The organism is Pseudoduganella sp. S-14 (assembly GCF_049913285.1).
GTDB lineage: Bacteria > Pseudomonadota > Gammaproteobacteria > Burkholderiales > Burkholderiaceae_D > Rugamonas.
The window spans coordinates 2,096,397-2,114,561 of sequence record NZ_CP183991.1 but is presented as its reverse complement, the minus strand read 5'-3'; the positions used below and the strand labels follow the sequence as shown (position 1 = coordinate 2,114,561).

General features: G+C 60.6%; 20 protein-coding genes and 1 other RNA gene. 14 read left to right on the top strand and 7 right to left on the bottom strand.

Translation table 11 applies throughout. The features are described 5' to 3' along the window. Positions 1 to 64 precede the first annotated feature (64 nt). From serC to gyrA, 4 genes are all read right to left on the bottom strand, one after another. Positions 65 to 1,147 (bottom strand): 3-phosphoserine/phosphohydroxythreonine transaminase, encoded by a 1,083-nt coding sequence (gene serC, locus ACN9MZ_RS09690; protein WP_426341944.1) that lies wholly within the window; start codon positions 1,145 to 1,147, stop codon positions 65 to 67. A gap of 11 nt (positions 1,148 to 1,158) precedes the next feature. Continuing rightward, positions 1,159 to 1,665: a DUF2059 domain-containing protein gene (locus ACN9MZ_RS09685; RefSeq protein WP_426341943.1), complete on the bottom strand. Its 507-nt coding sequence runs from the start codon at positions 1,663 to 1,665 to the stop codon at positions 1,159 to 1,161. Between the two features lie 10 nt (positions 1,666 to 1,675). Beyond that, positions 1,676 to 2,200, bottom strand: coding sequence for a DUF2059 domain-containing protein (locus ACN9MZ_RS09680; protein ID WP_426341942.1), 525 nt, complete (start codon positions 2,198 to 2,200; stop codon positions 1,676 to 1,678). 85 nt (positions 2,201 to 2,285) lie between these two features. Then, positions 2,286 to 4,907 (bottom strand): DNA gyrase subunit A, encoded by a 2,622-nt coding sequence (gene gyrA / locus ACN9MZ_RS09675; RefSeq protein ID WP_426341941.1) that lies wholly within the window; start codon positions 4,905 to 4,907, stop codon positions 2,286 to 2,288. Positions 4,908 to 5,172: 265 nt separating this feature from the next. Here gyrA and ompA point away from each other — a divergent pair, with 265 nt between their 5' ends. From ompA to ssrA, 5 genes are all read left to right on the top strand, one after another. Then, positions 5,173 to 5,895 carry an outer membrane protein OmpA gene (ompA, locus tag ACN9MZ_RS09670; protein WP_426341940.1) on the top strand — a complete coding sequence of 241 codons (723 nt, stop codon included), beginning with the start codon at positions 5,173 to 5,175 and terminating at the stop codon, positions 5,893 to 5,895. 147 nt (positions 5,896 to 6,042) lie between these two features. Beyond that, positions 6,043 to 6,738, top strand: a complete 696-nt coding sequence (ubiG, locus tag ACN9MZ_RS09665; protein ID WP_426341939.1) for a bifunctional 2-polyprenyl-6-hydroxyphenol methylase/3-demethylubiquinol 3-O-methyltransferase UbiG — start codon at positions 6,043 to 6,045, stop codon at positions 6,736 to 6,738. Between the two features lie 47 nt (positions 6,739 to 6,785). Then, complete coding sequence (locus ACN9MZ_RS09660; RefSeq protein ID WP_426341938.1) at positions 6,786 to 7,478, top strand: HAD family hydrolase; 693 nt, start codon at positions 6,786 to 6,788, stop codon at positions 7,476 to 7,478. An 84-nt stretch (positions 7,479 to 7,562) separates the two neighbouring features. Next, entirely contained in the window at positions 7,563 to 8,537 is a 975-nt protein-coding gene (locus ACN9MZ_RS09655) for a hypothetical protein (protein ID WP_426341937.1), read from the top strand. Positions 8,538 to 8,578: 41 nt separating this feature from the next. Next, positions 8,579 to 8,940: a transfer-messenger RNA gene (gene ssrA, locus ACN9MZ_RS09650) on the top strand. A 270-nt stretch (positions 8,941 to 9,210) separates the two neighbouring features. On the opposite strand, the gene ACN9MZ_RS09645 is transcribed toward ssrA, so the two are convergent. Then, positions 9,211 to 9,954: a haloacid dehalogenase type II gene (locus ACN9MZ_RS09645; protein ID WP_426341936.1), complete on the bottom strand. Its 744-nt coding sequence runs from the start codon at positions 9,952 to 9,954 to the stop codon at positions 9,211 to 9,213. Between the two features lie 347 nt (positions 9,955 to 10,301). After that, positions 10,302 to 11,447, bottom strand: coding sequence for a hypothetical protein (locus ACN9MZ_RS09640; protein ID WP_426341935.1), 1,146 nt, complete (start codon positions 11,445 to 11,447; stop codon positions 10,302 to 10,304). 85 nt (positions 11,448 to 11,532) lie between these two features. Between ACN9MZ_RS09640 and ACN9MZ_RS09635 the strand changes: the two genes are divergently transcribed. Then, the gene (locus ACN9MZ_RS09635; protein WP_426341934.1) at positions 11,533 to 11,886 is read left to right on the top strand and encodes a gamma-glutamylcyclotransferase family protein; all 354 of its coding nucleotides are present in this window, start codon (positions 11,533 to 11,535) and stop codon (positions 11,884 to 11,886) included. Positions 11,887 to 12,020: 134 nt separating this feature from the next. Next, positions 12,021 to 12,266, top strand: coding sequence for a hypothetical protein (locus ACN9MZ_RS09630; RefSeq protein ID WP_426341933.1), 246 nt, complete (start codon positions 12,021 to 12,023; stop codon positions 12,264 to 12,266). On the opposite strand, the gene ACN9MZ_RS09625 is transcribed toward ACN9MZ_RS09630, so the two are convergent. Then, entirely contained in the window at positions 12,246 to 12,530 is a 285-nt protein-coding gene (locus ACN9MZ_RS09625) for a HigA family addiction module antitoxin (protein ID WP_426341932.1), read from the bottom strand. The genes ACN9MZ_RS09630 and ACN9MZ_RS09625 overlap by 21 nt on opposite strands. A gap of 72 nt (positions 12,531 to 12,602) precedes the next feature. Between ACN9MZ_RS09625 and ACN9MZ_RS09620 the strand changes: the two genes are divergently transcribed. The 7 genes from ACN9MZ_RS09620 (at position 12,603) to ACN9MZ_RS09590 (ending at position 18,165) form a co-directional block, all read left to right on the top strand. After that, entirely contained in the window at positions 12,603 to 13,394 is a 792-nt protein-coding gene (locus tag ACN9MZ_RS09620) for a substrate-binding periplasmic protein (RefSeq protein ID WP_426341931.1), read from the top strand. Positions 13,395 to 13,451: 57 nt separating this feature from the next. Then, on the top strand, positions 13,452 to 13,730 hold the full coding sequence (locus ACN9MZ_RS09615; protein WP_426341930.1) for a hypothetical protein: 279 nt from the start codon (positions 13,452 to 13,454) through the stop codon (positions 13,728 to 13,730). A 100-nt stretch (positions 13,731 to 13,830) separates the two neighbouring features. After that, the gene (locus ACN9MZ_RS09610) at positions 13,831 to 15,915 is read left to right on the top strand and encodes a TonB-dependent receptor (RefSeq protein ID WP_426341929.1); all 2,085 of its coding nucleotides are present in this window, start codon (positions 13,831 to 13,833) and stop codon (positions 15,913 to 15,915) included. 48 nt (positions 15,916 to 15,963) lie between these two features. Beyond that, entirely contained in the window at positions 15,964 to 16,263 is a 300-nt protein-coding gene (locus ACN9MZ_RS09605) for an antibiotic biosynthesis monooxygenase family protein (protein WP_426341928.1), read from the top strand. After that, positions 16,263 to 16,694 (top strand): YybH family protein, encoded by a 432-nt coding sequence (locus tag ACN9MZ_RS09600; protein WP_426341927.1) that lies wholly within the window; start codon positions 16,263 to 16,265, stop codon positions 16,692 to 16,694. The genes ACN9MZ_RS09605 and ACN9MZ_RS09600 overlap by 1 nt, the downstream gene beginning before the upstream one ends. A gap of 56 nt (positions 16,695 to 16,750) precedes the next feature. Further along, entirely contained in the window at positions 16,751 to 17,050 is a 300-nt protein-coding gene (locus ACN9MZ_RS09595; protein ID WP_426170375.1) for a hypothetical protein, read from the top strand. Positions 17,051 to 17,193: 143 nt separating this feature from the next. Further along, entirely contained in the window at positions 17,194 to 18,165 is a 972-nt protein-coding gene (locus ACN9MZ_RS09590) for an SLAC1 anion channel family protein (RefSeq protein WP_426341926.1), read from the top strand.

Below are 18,165 nucleotides of genomic sequence, written 5' to 3'. Positions count from 1 at the left end.
GCTGGCCCTCTAAAACCGGCAATACAGTGTCTGACCCTGCGGGTCAGACATCGGGTTACCGGTTTCAGCGTCCAGCAAATTCGTTCAAATAGTCGACCAGCGCTTGCACGCCCTCGATCGGCATCGCGTTGTAGATCGATGCCCGCATACCACCGACGGACTTGTGGCCCTTCAGCTGCAACAGCCCGCGCGCCTTCGCACCGGCCAGGAATGCTTCATTTTTCGATTCGTCGCGCAGATAGAACGGGATGTTCATGCGCGAACGGTATTCTTTTGCGACGCGATTCTGGTAGAAGTCGTCGGCCTCGAGTGCCTGGTACAGCAGCTCGGCTTTCTCAATATTACGCTTTTCCATGGCGGCCACGCCGCCCTGCTTCTTCAGCCACTGGAACACCAGCCCGGCAATATAGATGCCGTAGGTCGGCGGCGTGTTGTACATCGATTCATTGTCCGCCACGTTCTTGAAATCGAAGGCGGATGGGCAGAATGGCAGCGCCTTGCCGATCAGGTCATCGCGCACGATGACCACGGTCACGCCGGCCGGGCCGATATTCTTTTGTGCACCGCCAAAGATCACGCCGTACTTGCTGACGTCCACGGGACGCGACAGGATGTGGGACGACATGTCGGCCACGATATCGGTATCGCCCTGCGCGGTCGGCACGAAATTGAATTCAACGCCGTCGATGGTCTCGTTGGTGCAAATGTGCAGGTAGGATGCACCCGGGGTCAGCTTCCATTCCGCCTGGTCAGGTACGCGGTCGAAACCGGTGGCCTGCGACGACGCAGCCACATTGACGCGGGCATAGCGCGCCGCTTCCTTGATCGACTTGCTGGACCAGGAGCCGGTCTGCACGAAATCGATGGTGCTGTCGGCGCCGCCGCACAGGTTCATCGGCAGCACGGCATTCTGCGACAGGCCGCCGCCCTGCATGAACAGGATCTTGTAATTGTCCGGCACGGCCAGCAGCTCGCGCAGGTCGCGCTCGGCCGCGCGGTAGATCGATATGAATTCCGGACCGCGGTGGCTCATCTCCATGACGGACATCCCACTGCCCTGCCAGTCAAGCATTTCGACGGCCGCCTGTTGCAGCACTTCCTTAGGCAGCACGGCCGGGCCGGCGGAGAAATTGTAGATGTTCGCCACTTCGATGCTCCTCACTTCGTTTGTTCGACAATGCGCTTGGCGCGCTCCTGCACCAGCTTTTGTGCAGCCTGTGCGCTTTCGCCCATCAGGACAGGCATGACTTCCAGCGATTTCTTGCCGGCCGGGCTGCGGTAGAAAGCCGTCAATGCCTTCACTTCATCTTGCGTGAAATGGCGTGTGTACAGCGGCACCACCTGGTTGTACAGCTCGTCGACCAGTTTCGGATCGTTCAGGTCCTTTTGCAGCGCGACGGTGATGCCCGGCATGCGGCGCTCCACAGTCGCCAGTTCCGCCTTGCGCTGCTCCTCGCTGAGTTTGGGATTATTGCGCGCCATCGTTTCCGCACGCATGCGCAGGATCTGCGGAAGCGTCTTCGCCAGGTTTTGCAGCGAAATAGCCATGTTGGCGCGGGCACCAGTCGTTTCCATCAGCTCACGGACCGATGCTTCGCTTGCCGGGGCAGCGTGGACTGCGGCGGCGAAAGCAAATACTGCAGCTGCAAAGGCGATCTTCTTCATGCTTGCTCCCTTATTTATAACGGAACTGCTCCATTGCCTTCTGAATGCGCGGCATGGTCACGCGTTGGCCAATCGCCATCGATTCTGCCATCACTTGCGGCATCAACTGCATGCTCTTCATGCCGACCGGCGTGCGGTAGTAAGCCGCGATCTGTTTCAGTTCGTCGGCAGTGAAATGGCGCGAGTACAGCGCGATCATTTCCGCTTCCATATCCGCCATCAGGCCCGGATCGGTGAAAACGCTGTTCAGTATTTCAGTCATTTTCGGCAATTGCGCCTGCAGCTGCTGCAGCTTTTCCTTGCGCTGCACGTCGGTCAGGGTGGTATCGGCCTGGATCGTCGCTTCGATCTGCTGGCGCATGATGCCAGGCAGGGTCTTCGACATCTGCTCCATCGACGCCTTCCACATGGTGCGGTAGTTCATGGCGTCCAGCAGTTCGCGCACGGCTGCGGCATTGGCCGGCGCCGGGTCGGCAGCGAACGCGCCCTGGGCCAGGGCGAGAGAGGCGATCAAGGCAACGACGATTTTCTTCATTGTTTATTTGTTTTTCGAGTTTAGGGGGTAGAAAAACTAACGGGCCCGGCCTGATCACTCAGACGGGGCCCGTTGCGGGTCGGCCTTATTCGGCCGCGTCGCCGTTTTCGGCTTCTGCTTCAGGCTCGTCGGCGTCGGCCTCGACGATCCGCTGCAAGCCCGAGAGCTTGGTGCCGTCCTCCACCGCAATCAGCGTCACGCCCTGGGTCGCGCGGCCCATCTCGCGGATCTCCGATACCCGGGTGCGAATCAGCACACCGCCGGTCGTGATCAGCATGATCTCGTCGGTCTTGGTGACCAGGGTCGCCGCCACCACCTTGCCATTACGTTCGGAGGTCTGGATCGCGATCATGCCCTTGGTGCCACGGCCGTGACGGGTGTACTCGGTGATCGGGGTACGCTTGCCGAAACCATTCTCGGTTGCGGTCAGCACCGACTGCTCTTCGTTTTCCGCCACCAGCAGCGCGATCACGCACTGGCCTTCTTCCAGGTTCATGCCGCGCACACCGCGCGCGGTACGACCCATCGGGCGCACGTCGTTTTCGTCGAAGCGCACTGCCTTGCCGGCGTCGGAGAACAGCATCACATCGTGCTTGCCGTCGGTCAGCGCAGCGCCGATCAGGAAGTCGCCCTCATCCAGGTCCACTGCGATGATGCCGGCCTTGCGCGGATTGGAGAAGTCCTTCAGCGGAGTCTTCTTCACGGTGCCCAGGCTGGTCGACATGAAGACGTAGTGGTCTTCCGGGAAGGTGCGGTTTTCGCCGGACAGCGGCAGCACCACGGTGATCTTCTCGTTATCCTGCAGCGGGAACATATTCACGATCGGCTTGCCGCGCGAAGTACGCGAGCCTTGCGGCACTTCCCACACCTTCAGCCAGTACATGCGGCCGCGGTTGGAGAAGCACAGGATGTAATCGTGCGTGTTGGCGATGAACAGCTGGTCGATCCAGTCTTCATCCTTGGTTGCCGCCGCCTGCTTGCCGCGGCCGCCGCGCTTCTGGGCGCGGTATTCGGACAGCGGCTGGGCCTTCATATAGCCCATGTGCGACAGGGTCACCACCATATCCTGCGGCGTGATCAGGTCTTCCGTTTCGAGGTCGGTCGCGTTGTTCTCGATCGACGAGCGGCGCGGGTCTTTCTCGCCGAATTCCAGCTTGGAGGCGTTCAGTTCGTCGGTAATGATCGCGGTCACGCGCGACGGCTTGGACAGGATGTCCAGCAGGTCGGCGATCAGGGACATCACTTCCTTGTACTCGTTGACGATCTTGTCCTGCTCCAGGCCGGTCAGGCGCTGCAGGCGCATCTGCAGGATTTCGCCTGCCTGCTCGTCGGACAGCTTGTACAGGCCGTCGGACTGCAAGCCGTAATGCTTCGGCAGGTGCTCCGGACGGAAGGCTTCGATACCGCCCTGGCCTTCTTCGCCGGTACGCTTCAGCATTTCGCGCACGATGGAGGAATCCCAGCCACGCGCCATCAGCTCCTGCTTCGCGATCGGCGGCGTCGGAGCAGCCTTGATGATGGCGATGAAGTCATCGATATTGGCCAGTGCCACTGCCAGGCCTTCCAGCACGTGGCCGCGTTCGCGCGCCTTGCGCAGTTCGAACACGGTACGGCGCGTCACCACTTCGCGGCGGTGCGACAGGAAGGTCGCCAGCAGGTCCTTCAGGTTCATCAGCTTCGGCTGGCCGTCCACCAGGGCGACCATGTTCATGCCGAAGGTGTCCTGCAACTGGGTCTGCTTGTACAGGTTGTTCAGCACCACTTCCGGCACTTCACCGCGTTTCAGTTCGATCACCACGCGCATGCCCGACTTGTCGGACTCGTCGCGGATGTCGGAAATGCCTTCCAGCTTCTTGTCGCGCACGTTCTCGGCGATGCGCTCCAGCAGGGACTTCTTGTTGACCTGGTACGGCAGCTCGTCGACGATGATCGCGGTGCGGCCGCCTTCCTTGCCGTATTCCTCGAAGTGGGTCTTGGCGCGCATGACGACGCGGCCACGGCCGGTGCGGTAGCCATCGCGCACGCCCGATACGCCGTAAATGATGCCGCCGGTCGGGAAGTCCGGCGCCGGAATCAGTTCGATCAGTTCGTCGATCGAGCAATCCGGGTTGGACAGCACGTGCAGCGCGCCGTTGATCACTTCCGTCAGGTTGTGCGGCGGGATGTTGGTGGCCATACCCACGGCGATACCGGACGAGCCGTTGATCAGCAGGTTAGGAATCTTGGTCGGCAGGACGGTAGGCTCTTTCTCCTTGCCGTCGTAGTTCGGTGCGAAATCGACGGTTTCCTTGTCGATGTCGGCCAGCAGCTCGGTCGAGATCTTGTCCAGGCGGCACTCGGTGTAACGCATCGCCGCGGCGTTGTCGCCGTCGATGGAACCGAAGTTACCCTGGCCGTCGACCAGCATATAGCGCAGCGAGAAGTCCTGCGCCATACGCACCAGCGTGTCGTAAATCGACGCGTCGCCGTGCGGGTGGTACTTACCCATGACTTCACCCACGACTCGGGCGCATTTCACGTAAGGGCGGTTCCACACGTTGTTCAGTTCGTGCATCCCGAACAGGACGCGGCGGTGTACGGGTTTCAGGCCGTCGCGAGCGTCCGGCAGAGCTCGGCCAACGATCACGCTCATGGCGTAATCGAGGTAGCTCTTGCGCATCTCTTCTTCGAGGGAAATTGGGATTGTTTCTTTTGCGAATTGATCCATTGGCGGGTCGATCTATAGTGTCCAGGCGTACAAGCCAGCGATTTTAGCATGGCGCCAAGGCGGCCGGACGAAAGTCATTGGGTTGACACAAATGCACCGTATTATGACCGCTGCGTTGCAACAAAACAACATTTTGGTCAGATACGCGAAACTGCCCTTTTCCCCCAATTTTGATGCGGTTTTGCAAAATATGGCAAAATGGACGAGAAACTAATGAAAAAGCTAGTTTTATTTGCGTGACACCCCGTTTAAGGAAAAGACCAATATGAAGAAAATCCTCGCCACCGTGTTTGCTGCGTCTTCCGTTCTGGCCGGCCCTGTGCTAGCACAAGACAAGCCAACCGCGCCTCCGTTCGCACCAGTAACCCAGGACATCAAGGCCGCGACGCCAAAGAGCGCCTATGTGCAGGATGCCCGCGGCGTCATCGCCCGCAATCCGTTCGGCCTGTGCTGGCGTACCGGCTACTGGACCCCGGCCGATGCCGTGCCAGGTTGCGACCTGCCGCTCTGCACCCCACCGGAAGAGCTGAAGGATGGCAAGTGCGTGCTGCCACCTCCGCCACCAGCACCAGAGCAGCCGCCAGTCGCCGTACCGCCAGTTGCAACCCCGGCAGCCCCGACCGCAGTACCGACCGCTGAGAAAGTTTCCTTCGCAGCCGACGCCTTCTTCGACTACGACAAGGCCGTGCTGAAGCCAGAAGCGAAAGAAAAGCTGGACGAACTGGCGAGCAAGCTGGACGGTATCAACCTGGAAGTGATCATCGGCGTCGGCCACACCGACTCCATGGGCACCGATCAGTACAACGACAAGCTGTCGCTGCGCCGCGCAGAAGCCGTCAAGGCATACCTGCTGAGCAAGGGCGTTGAAGCCAACCGTGTGTACACCGAAGGCAAGGGCGAGAAGCAGCCAATCGCGGACAACAAGACCGCCGAAGGCCGCGCCAAGAACCGCCGCGTGGAAATCGAGGTTGTTGGCACCAAGAAGTAATTCCCGGCGCTAAAGCGCTGATACTGCCCCGCCTCGTGCGGGGCTTTTTTTTGAAAAAGAGGACGTAACACATTTTTTCGCAAAAGGAGTACGTCCCCATTTTTCGGCGTGCCCCGCTTTAATCTCCCCTCTGCTATGATCGCGCCTATGAACGCCGACCCATTAGAACTGCAAAAATTCAGCGAACTGGCCCATCACTGGTGGGACCCCACGTCCGAATTCAAACCCCTGCACGAGATCAATCCGCTGCGCCTGGAATGGATCAACGCCCGCGCCCCGCTGGCCGGGAAAAACGTGATCGATATCGGCTGCGGCGGAGGCATCCTGTCCGAATCGATGGCCCGCAAAGGCGCCAAGGTTACCGGCATCGACCTGTCCGAAAAAGCCCTCAAAGTAGCCGACCTGCACAGCCTGGAATCCGGCGTACCGGTACGCTACAAGCTGATCGCCGCAGAGGAAATGGCAGCCCAGGAAGCCGGCCAGTTCGACGTGGTCACCTGCATGGAAATGCTGGAGCACGTGCCCGACCCGGGCGCCATCGTGCGCGCAGCAGCCGCCCTGGTAAAGCCGGGCGGTCATGTCTTCTTCTCCACCCTGAACCGCAACCCCAAGGCCTACCTGTTCGCGGTGATTGGCGCCGAATACCTGCTGCGCATGCTCCCCAAGGGCACGCACGATTATGAAAAGTTCATCACTCCAGCCGAACTGTCGCAATATGTGCGCACTGCTGGACTGCAAGTAGATGCCTTGAAGGGCATGGGCTACAATCCGCTCACCAAGGTCTACTCCCTGAACAACGACACCAGCGTTAATTACCTGGTGGCCTGCACCCGCCCCGCATAAGGCCAGGCGGCCTGCGCGCCGCCTGCTTCGAAAGCCCCTTCCCTACCATGAGCCTGTTCCCAGCCCCGCGCGCCATCTTGTTTGACCTGGATGGCACCCTGGCCGATACCGCGCCCGACCTGGCCGCCGCAATCAACCTGCTGCGCACCGTGCGCGGGCTGGAGCCGACGCCGTACGAGGTGCTGCGCCCACAGGCATCGCACGGCGCCCGTGGCATGATCGGCGTATCCTTCGGCCTCACGCCGCAGGACGAAGGCTTTGAAGAACTGCGCGACGGCTTCTTCACCAATTACGAAGCGGCGATGGTAGTGCACAGCACCCTGTTTGACGGCATTCACGAGCTGCTGGCCGGCATTACCGAATCCGGGCTGCGCTGGGGCATCGTCACCAACAAGCCAGCCCGCTTCACCGACCCGCTGGTGCCGCAAATCGGCCTGGAACTGGCAAGCTGCGTGGTATCCGGCGATACCACCCCCCACGCCAAGCCGCATCCGGCCCCATTGCTGGAAGCTGCTTCCCGCCTCGGCCTGGCGCCGGAAGAATGCTGGTACGTCGGCGACGACCTGCGCGACATCCAGGCCGGCCATGCCGCCGGAATGCGCACCATCGCATGCCAGTGGGGCTATTGCGGAGCGGTCGAACCCGCAGCCTGGGGCGCCGACCACCTGCTGGCCTCGCCAGCCGACTTGCTGGCCCTGATTCGCGCAACCGTACCATCCCCGACACCGTTGGCCGCCTAGAAACTACGTTATCACTTGCCCAATAGCAATAAATTTCTATACTATAGTCAGTAGCGATTACAGAATAAGGCAACTGGAGATTTTATGGACGGGGACGACAACATCGAGACGGCGCTCCCACCGCGCAGCAGCGCGCCGCAGGTCTGGGATGCCTCCGTTGCCGAGAGCCGTTTCTACTGGTACGACCTGTTGGTCAACGATCCGCTGGAGCCCGACTTCCGCGCCCCGATCGGCCGCTACCAGCGCCGCATGCAGTTCGCGCTCGACGCGACCATGGAAAAGCAGCTGCTGTTCTTCGTCGTCTCCCGCCCGCGCCTGCGCTTTGACATCAAGAAAGGCACGAGCTGGGGCTTCTTCGGCCTGAAACTGACCGTACCGCTGCTGGCCGGCACCGACAACCGCAAGGAATCGCTCACGATCGAGCTGGAAGTGCCGTTTGAAGCGACCTTCAAGAAGCCGATCGTCACCTTGCATGACAAGTACATTACGCTGAACTGGGGCGCGCTGACGGAATGCTATTCCGCGCATGACCTGCTGCAGAAATTCCCGAACGACCTGAAATACGAAAGCACAGTGGAATACGTCGGCATCACACGTGATCCGCAATCGCGGCTGGCCAAGGGCCGCCTGCCGTCCGTCAACCGCATCGTGGAAGAAAATGACGGCGCGCGCGACACCTTCCTGCTGGTCAAGCGCATGGATGTAAAAGTGGAAACCGCAACCCAGGACCCGCTCGGCGAAGCCACCACCCGCTCGCACGTCGAAGTCATGGAAGGCGCGCTGATCCGCTACTTCGAAGGCGAAAAGCCTGCCCACCACGGCACGATCGAAAGCAACAACCGGCGCAACCGCGTGGAGCAGTTGGTCGAGACTTACCAGCTTCAGAGCCTGACCGTCGACCTCGGCTTCAAGGAAGCCGACAGCTTCCACGACCTGAAGTCCGCCAACGTGTCGGTTTCGCGCCGCCACCTGGTCGAATTCACCTTCAGCCCCGGCGGCGAGATCCACGCCAATCGCCTGCCCGAGGACGCCCGCCCGCTGGTTTCGCTCGAAGAGTGACGCGGCGGAAAGGATTCATGTAAAATAGAGCTTCCTTCTGTGGGGACGACCTGGTTTCGACGTGGGTTGCAAAGCAGAACAGGGCATACCGAGGGCTGGTTACCTCGTAAATACATCCAGAAACAAACTAACTGCAAACGATAACTCGTACGCACTGGCAGCTTAATCGCCGCCTGCCCGACAACACCTCGCCCTTAGGGTGTGACCGCAAGGTCGTGTTGGGTCATTTATAAGGGATCGGACTTCGAGGGTTCACTTCGAGAAGTCCTAAATCTAAGGTGAATCGCCTGTCCGAAACGTGCACATCCGTGTCGTACAGGTTAAATTAAATGATAGTGCTAAGTATGTAGAACTGTCTGTAGAGTGCTTGCGGACGCGGGTTCGATTCCCGCCGTCTCCACCACCGAACAAAAAATTTGGGCTCCAAGCGCAAGCTTGGGGCCCAATTTTTTTGTTCGTTAGCGCAGAGTTGGCGGGAATTGAATCCGCGTCCGGTACGGGCGCGGGGTGGAGCGCAAGTTTCGGCTCGCATGTTGCCGCGCGCGGAACGACGTGCGCTTGCCAGCGGACGGTTCTCCGATTCGCCCATTCCGGCAATCGCTCCGCGGGTTCGCACCCACATCAGCGGCTCACCGCAAGCTCAGCCGTAGGCCCGAAGCCGGCAAGCAGTACATTACACGCCTACGAAACCGGGCAAGGCATCAAAGCTGGATGCAATGGCGTCCGGCGCGACGCCCAGTTGCTCGGTCGGAGCCTTCAGCCTGTTGATCCAAATCGTAGGGAAGCCGAAGGTTTTGGCGCCTGCGGCATCCCAGCCGCCGAACGCGACAAAGGCGATTTGGCTTGGTGACAGGCCGAAGCGGTCGACTGCCATCTGGTAGGCGCGCGGATCGGGCTTGTATGCTTGCACCAGGTCAGCCGACAGCTGGTGATCGAAAATACCTTCCAGCCCCGAGTTCGCCACGCCGTTTTCCAGCATCGGCACGCTGAAGTGTGTGAGCGGAGCAAGGCGCAGGCCGGCCGCTTTCAGGCGGCGCAACACGGGCGCAACATCCGGCCAGGTGCGCAAGTCCATGAAGCCCGTCAGCAGTTGTTTGCGTTGTGCTTCGCTCGCCACGAGCTTTTCCTGTGCAAGAGCGAAGACCAGCGCGTCTTCCGCAATGCGCATGAAGCTTTCGTAACTGCGCGTGAGCGTACGCAACCAGCTATATTCGAAGATGCGCACACGCCATGCAGTGGCCAGTGCGTTGCCTCGACCAGGGAAGAATTCTTCGGCCAGCGCGAAAATCGGGCGTGGGTCGAACAAGGCCAGGCCATCGAAAGCTACGGCTTTGATGCCTTTCGTTGCAGCGCGAGCTGGAAGGACTGAGCTTGCCGTGCCCGCGGCGGCCGCGCTGATAAAAGTACGTCGGTTCATGCTGTTCTCCGAAAGTGTCTTGATGTGCTCACTCTACGGAGTTACGAGCCGCAGTAGAATCGCTGGCCAGAGAAATTGATTCTTTCAGATTTTGGAAGAGTCTTCGCCAAGACGGCCAGCCTGATCGTGGATACGGCCGCGGGGCTGGACCAGCACCTCGATGAAGGCAGGACTAAGCTTTAACGGCGGCCGTTGGTCATCAGTTCGGCGTGCTCACAATTGTGGTCATGCGCGGCGTGCGCGTTATCGTTTTCCCTCACAGTGTCCGGCTTACAACCCGCCGCTATGAGCCTGGCTCGGCTGCGAGGGAAGCGTTTGCGAATGGGCCCAGGCGCCAGGTTGTAGGTTTACAGCCCGCATGCCTCAACAGCGTAGGAGCTTAAAGTCGCGCGTCCCTCTGGCGTCAGGTTCTTGGCGAAGAAGCAGGCATAGGGTCGGTTGGTCGTCTGGTCGACGTAGAGGTATTCGGTCGGCACGTTATATGCGATATCGAACTTCGAAGCGGGCTGGCTTGACGACAGTGCCTTGAATGCCAAGTGCAGTTTCAAACCGAAGTTCGGATGATGGAAGTCGAAACACCCTTCCGGATAAGCGCAGCTTCCGTTCTGCGCCGGGAGGTGCAACGGGACGACTGTTTGCAGAGACTGGTCCGTTGGCATCCGCTCATAGCGCATGGCGACGGGCGGATCGTCGGTTGTGATTTCGTTGATCGCGCTGCCTGGCTGATGGAAGTTCGCGTAGAGCTGTTCGAACGCAGCCCAGCTATCCGGGTGGATGAATGTCTGCTTGACCTGCTCTCTCTCGTACGTCGTTTGCGCTTGCACTGCATAGACAGCCCTGACACGAGAAGACTTGATCTGGTACGGGAACGGGCTCTGGTCATCAGCCAAATTCTTCGAGAAGGCATTCATCAGGCCGAGCGTGCCGCGTGATTGGCCGACGATGAAAATATTGCTGCCATCAATGCCGAGCATGCCGGATCGGTGGCGCGCCCATTGCACCGCACGCGCGATGTCAGTGTTGGGTATATCAAGGTTGGGCGGCAGGCCGTACCTCTGACTCGCCACTGGATGGCGAAATTCGACGGACATGAACGCGAAACCCAGCGCCAGCGCGGGCGTCACCAGCTTCGGATACAAGTCTCCCTGCTGCGGCAGGTTATCGGTCATGCCGTTCGGATGCGCCCATATGATCAAGGGCAGCCTTTGCGCTGCGGGCAGTGAAGCAGGTCGGTAGAAGTCGAAGCGCTGGTCCAGCGTAACGTCATACGCACCGGCTGGCGACTTCTCGTCCCACTCCGTGCCCTCGGCATAGCAGATATCCCTGGCTATCGTGGCCTGGGTTCCTTGCACTTGCGTGTAGCTCGATAACTCGGCGTCAGTACTGATCTTGCGGCATGGTTCTGCGGCTGCGAAGCCGGCAGTGACGGCCAGCAGCAAGCTGCCAAACAGGCGCGCGGACAATCGGACACATGGCTGGATATCTTGTCGCATTCTTTGCTCCGGTATGGGTGTTGGAATGGTGAACAGCTGCGATACATTATCATTAAAACAATTGATCGATCGCATGGGAGCCGAAATGGATAAATTCGAAAAGCTGTTTTCGTATGGAACGCTGCAGCAAGAGGGCGTACAGATCGCAACATTTGGCCGCCGGCTTGAAGGCGCGGCCGACCAATTGGCCGGCTACAAGCTTGGACTGCTCGAGATTGAAGATCCTGAAGTCGTCGCGACAAGCGGCAGGACGCATCATCCGATTATTTCGCGCTCGGATAGCGAAGTGGATGCCGTGCGTGGGTCGGTATTGCTGCTTACGCCGGAGGAACTGCAGCAAGCGGATCAGTATGAAGTGGCCGCCTATAAGCGCCACTGCGTAACACTAGAATCCGGAACTGTCGCATGGGCCTACGTGGACGCCCGTGACCAGGCCTGAAGCTGTCGATTATCGAGCAAGCTCAATCGAGTACAATGACCCGGGCTGCAAAGGCTATTGCTGCACCATGTGGACTGACGCACAGACCACATCCCATCGCGGCAGTAGCTTATACGTTGGCGCTAGGAGGCAGCGTGGAAAAACGAAGTCACCAGGAACGACGAAGCGACATCGGCACCGCCGAACGTTTCGACATGGCAGTGCGCACGGCCCTGGCTTTCGACCAGGGCGCAGCCTATACCTATCTGGGCCTGTGCGGAGTAGAGCATATGCTGATCCGCTCCTTTGCAGAGCGCTTCCCGACGCAAGTACGGTCGGTGGCTTCCCTGCCCTGGCACTCCAGCGACCGCCGCAGCGAGTCAATGCAGCGTGCGTTTTAGCGCATGCCGCCCTTTCAGCAATGCCCTGCGCGCATCGTAGGTGGTCTGGAGGTTGAGCCAGAACTCCGGCGTGGTGTCAAAGTAGCTGGCAAGCTGCCGGGCGGTGGCCGGGGAAATGCTGCGCTCCTGCCGCGTGATGCCAGTCAGGTAGCCAGGTTCGAGGTGCAGCACGCCGGCCAGCGTGCTCACGGTCAGGCCCATCGGGTCCATGAATTCTTCCAGCAGGACTTCGCCCGGATGGATCGGGCGCATTGTGGTTTCCATAGTCGCCTCCTTCCCGACGATTCTACTACTGCACAACCTGCCGCTGTACTGTTGGCTTAGAATGGTAGCAGTATGAAATTCATAAATTTCATTGCAGCTGCCTTCCTCGCACTCGCGGCCAACAACGTGCTTGCCGCCTGCGGCACGATCCGCTATGCCTACCCCGATCAGCATCGCCCCCCGTATTGGCTGGGCAATGGCCCCACCGTACCCGACCCTCCCGGCGCCAACGTCGATTGGATCCGCGAGTTTGCCGCCAGCGGCGGTTGTACGATCGAACTAGTGCGATTGCCGGTGATGCGCTTGCGCAGCTCACTCATTAGCGGCGCCGTCGACTTCGTGCCGGTCGACATCACCGCCGACGGTCAGCCGGGCATCGTGATCCCGCGCGATGCACAGGGCAGGCCTGACACTAAGCGCGCGACCACCCTTGTCGTCGCGGCCTTCGTGCGCGTCAAAGACGGCTACCCGCGCGACCTCGATCCGATGGAAATGGTGCGCGGCAAACGGGTGGGCGTGATGTTCGGCTCGTCCTACGTGGTGCAGCTGGAAAAGGCCGGCGCCATCGTCGACCAGGGCGCCCCGACTGTCCCGACCAATTTTGAAAAACTCCAGCTTGGCCGTATCGATGCCTTCGTGGTACCGATGCTCACCGCGACTGACCTCGACAAGTACGTGGCCGACCACTACAGGGGCCAACTGGTCCGGCTGGAGAAGCCCGTGCTCAAATCCTATAACTGGATCGCGACCAACACGGCCTATTACGACGCCCACCGCCAGGACGTCGATACTTTATGGAACTGGATGGGCACGGAAGGCAACAAGCGCTTCAACCAGCTGCTCCGCAGGTATACCGAGAATTAGGCAATTTCCTCCCACAGGCCTACAATGAACTTTGGCCCTAGCTACATGGAGGCAATCATGTCCACACTCAACAAGGGACGCAGCCTGGCGCAGCAAACCCACGATGGCACCAGCAGCATTGCGACCATGGGCGACGGCTGCACTGGCCGCCGTAACCTGTCGCAATCCCAGCAAGGCAACCAGCAATCGGCTGAAACGGCGGGCCGGACCGACGATCTGCTTTCCGGCTGTGTCGACGAAGACGAACGCGAGCACGGGTTCCAGACCGGGCCGCAATACCGGCAAGGCGATACGCGCGAAACCGGCTCCGATACTGTCCGGCGCAGCGAACGCTAAACCTTGATCCAGTACAAGTTTTACCATTGAACAAATTTCCTGGGTGGCGCATAATTGCGAATGATAACAATTCTCATTACGTAGTCACTTAGGAAATAGCATGTCGTTGAACAAATCCCCGCTGGCGCTTGCCATTGCGCTCGCGCTGCCGCATTTCGCCTTCGCCGAAGAAGCCACCCTCCCCTCCGTCACCGTCACCGCCGCCCGCGAAGCTGCCTACAACCCGGGCACGGCCACCAGCGCCACCAAGATTGACGCACCGCTGCGCGACATTCCGCAAACCGTGAACGTGGTGCCGCAGGAACTGCTGCGCGACAAAGGCGTGAGCTCGATGGAGGACGCCATGAAGGGCATCCCGGGCGTCGGCCTGTCGCACGGCGACGGCCAGCGCGACCAGGTGAGCATCCGCGGCTTCACTGCGATCGCCGACCAGTTCATCGATGGCATGCGCGACGACGCGCTGTATTTCCGCGACCTGTCCAATGTCGAACAGATTGAAGTGATCAAGGGCCCGGCCTCGGTGCTGTATGGCCGCGGTTCTTCGGGTGGCATGATCAACCGTATCACCAAGAAGCCTGGCATCGACCGCACGGAGGCCAGCGTGACCTTCGGCAGCTGGAGCAAGAAGCGCGGCGAGTTCGACGTGGCGCGCAACCTGAAGGACAGCGGCGTGGCCTTCCGCGTCACCGGCGCCAAGGAAGATTCAGACAGCTACCGCGACCAGCAATTCCTCAAGCGTGAAGCACTGTCGCCGTCCCTGCTGTGGAAGCTGAGCGCCGATACCTCCCTGCTGCTGCAGGGAGAATACCTGTCCGACCGCCGCCTGACCGACTTCGGCATCCCTTCCTACAAAGGCCTGCCGGTCGACGTGGACCCAGGCACCTACTACGGCGCGGCCAATGCACGCGATGTGGACTTCAGCCAGGCGCGCGTGAAATCGCTGGCCGCGGTGCTCGATCACCGCATCAATGCCAACTGGTCGCTGCGCAATGCCTTCCGCCGCTACGACTATTCGCTGAACCGCAACAACACCCTGGTCGGCAGCGTTAATGAAGCAGCGCAAACCGCCTCCCTCACCCATGGCAATGTGCGCCGCGAAGAAGACGGCTACTTCAACCAGACCGAGTTGACCCAGCGCGCAGAATTCTTCGGCATGCAGCACCAGTTGCTGTACGGTGTGGAGATCGGCAAGCAGGACAAGGACCAGGTCAACCGCTCCAAAACCAATGTCGCCACGGTGAATCTGTTCAAGCCAGTGCTGCCGGTGCTGCAACTGGAAGCCAACGTCGCTCCGGGCACCGACAACCTCGGCATCATGAAGAACAAGAGCGTCTACGTGCAAGACCTGGCGACGCTCACGCCGCAGTGGAAGATGCTGGCCGGCGTGCGCTACGATGACTTCAGCCAGGAGACACGCGAACGCCGCGCAGGCCAGAAAGACCTGGAGCGCACCGACCGCGCCTGGAGCCCGCGCGCGGGCCTGGTGTACCAGCCGAGCGGCAGCGTTTCCTACTACGCTTCGTTCAGCAAATCCTTCCAGCCTTCGGGTGAAACCTTCGCGCTGGCCGCGAACAACGCAGCCATCGAACCGGAAGAAACCACCAACAAGGAAGTGGGGGCCAAAATCGACCTGTTCGACGGCCAGGCGACTGTTGGCGCATCGCTGTTCCGCCTGAAGCGCACCGGCATCAAGGCCACCGATCCAATCACCAACGTCGTCATGCCGGTCGGCACCCAGCGTACCGACGGCCTTGAGCTGACCTTCACCGGTGAACTGGGCCAGGGCTGGCAAGTGGCTTCCGGCCTGGCGCTGCTGGACGCGGAAATCATCAAGTCCATCGCCCGCGACGACGGCCAGAACGTACAAGGCAAACGCCCAACGCTGACGCCCAAGCGCAGCGCCAACCTGTGGCTGAACAAGGCACTGGGCGGCGGCTGGTTCACCGGCGCCGGCGTGAACTATCAGGGCGACCGCTTTGCCAACCCGGGCAACACCACCACCCTGCCCGGCTACACCGTGGTCGATGCAATGGTGGCTTACCGCACCGCGTCGTACGATGTGCAGTTGAACGTGAACAACCTGTTCGACCGCGAGTACATCGTTTCCGGCCACGGGTCAAGCAAGCTGCTCAACCTGCCGGGCGCGCCACGCAATTTCCGCGTAACGGCCCGCTACCGCTTCTGATCCATCTGAGGCACAATCGGGACATTACTTTGCGAAAGGAATGTCCCGATGATTTACGAGCTGGCGGAATTTGAGATCATAGATGGCCAGGGTGCCGAGTTTGAAGCAGCGGTGCAGAAAGCCGTGCCGCTGTTCCAGCGCGCCAAAGGGTGCAAGTCGATGCGGCTGGAGCGCGTGATCGAGCGCGCCAACACCTATATGCTGGTCATCGTGTGGGAAACGCTGGAGAACCACACCGTCGACTTCCGCGGCAGCGAAGACTTCCAGGCATGGCGCGGCATGGTTGGCCCATACTTCGCCAACGCCCCGCGCGTCGAACACACCAGCAACGTCGTCGCCGGGTTCTGATGCGAATCCCCGCCTGCCTGCTGCTGGCTGCGGCCAGCCTGCCTGCATTGGCCGCCACGCCGGCCGAGGCGATGGACGCTTTCCAGCGCGCGCTGGCCGAAGGCAAGCGCGATGCGGCGCTTGCCCTGCTCAGTCCCAAGGTGAAGATATTCGAATCGGGCTATACCGAAAATAGTCGCGACGAATATGCCGCGCACCATCTCGACAGCGATATCGACTTCCTGCGCATGACAAAATCGCGCCTGCTGCGCCATGAAGAGCGCCGCGATGGCGCGACCGCAATCGTCATGCGCGAGACGGAAACCACCGGCAGCTACAAGGATGCCGAGATTCACCTGTTCGGGCTGGAAACCGCCGTGCTGGAAAAAGTGGGCGACGGCTGGCAGATCGTCCATTTGCACTGGTCCTCACGCAAGTCGCAGGCGAAGTAAGCGCGCGCCACGTTGCAGCGCCTTACGCGACAATCCCGCCAAACAGGAGACTAATCATGCCAAGCACCATTTACCGAAATTTCCGCCAGATCGCCGATGCCGAAGGCGCACGCAGCGCCCTGTTGGCCGAAGGCTTTGCCAATTCGGCCGTACAACTGAACCTGCACGAAGCACGCCCATTGAGCACCACTGCTTCAGCGGTGCAGAACATCATGGATTCGCTCACGCCGGACGATGTCGACAACACCGACAAGCCGGACCGCCCTGCCGCGCTACTGTCGGTGGACGTGGATGACGACGCCCAGCGTGAACAGGCCGACCGCATCATGTCGCGCTTTGGCGCGCAGGAAGCCTAGTACGACACAGCATCTTCAAGCCCGCAGCATACCCGTGGCCGAGGGTGGTGCAGGGTTGGCCGAAAATGATTCTTGCGCACGCTATCGGCCAAAAGCATGCCGTCCGATAATGGATTCATCGTCAATCCATCGGATAAAAAATCATGCAAACGACCAGTATCCCCGCCCTGCCCACCAACAGCGCCTCGCTCAAAAATCTCCCCGTCAACCTGTTTGGATCCGTCATGGGCATCGCCGGCCTGGCGCTGGCCTGGCGCGGCGCGGCCCACCTGTTCGGCAGCAGCACGCTGATCGCCGATGGCGTCGGCATTCTTTCGCTGCTGGTGTTTGCGCTGCTGGCCGCGGGCTACCTGTCGAAATGGGCCTCGTTCCCCGAAGCGGTCAAGGCCGAATTCTCGCATCCAGTGGCAGGCAACTTCTTCGGCACGATTGGCATTGCCGTGCTGCTGCTGTCCAGCGTCGTGGCGCCGTGGAGCGCCCAGCTTCAGAAACTGGCGTGGACCGTCGGCTCGGTGGCCACGCTGGCGATCGGCTATGTAGTGGTATCGCGCGTCCTGCAGGGCAATATGTCACCGGCTAACGTGGTGCCGGCCTGGCTGATTCCCGGCGTGGCTTCGCTCGATATCGCGGTGACCGGTGGCGCCTGGGGCCATGAAATGAATATGCTGGCCCTCGGCATCGGCTCGGCCATCGCCATCGTCTTCTACGTGATGATCTTCAGCCGCCTGGTGCACGGCGACCCGCTGCCAACCGGCATGCTGCCATCGCTGATGGTGATGATCGCGCCGTTCGAAGTCGGCTTCCTGGCCTACGTCAACGTCACCCGGCACGTCGACATGTTCGCCGCCATGCTTTTCTACTTTGGCCTGTTCATGTTCCTGGTGCTGGCCCCGCGCGTGTTCCGTCGTTCGGTGCCCTTCGGCCCTGCCTGGTGGGCTATCAGCTTCCCGATCGCCGCACTGGTAAACGCCGCGATCAAATATGCCACCGTGGCCGACAGTGCAAGCGTGGTGCTGCTGGCCGGCGTGCTGCTCGCCTTCCTGACGGTGACGATTGCCGCGCTGCTGCTGCGTACCTTATATTCGCTATACACCGGCAAACTCCTGGCAGGCTAA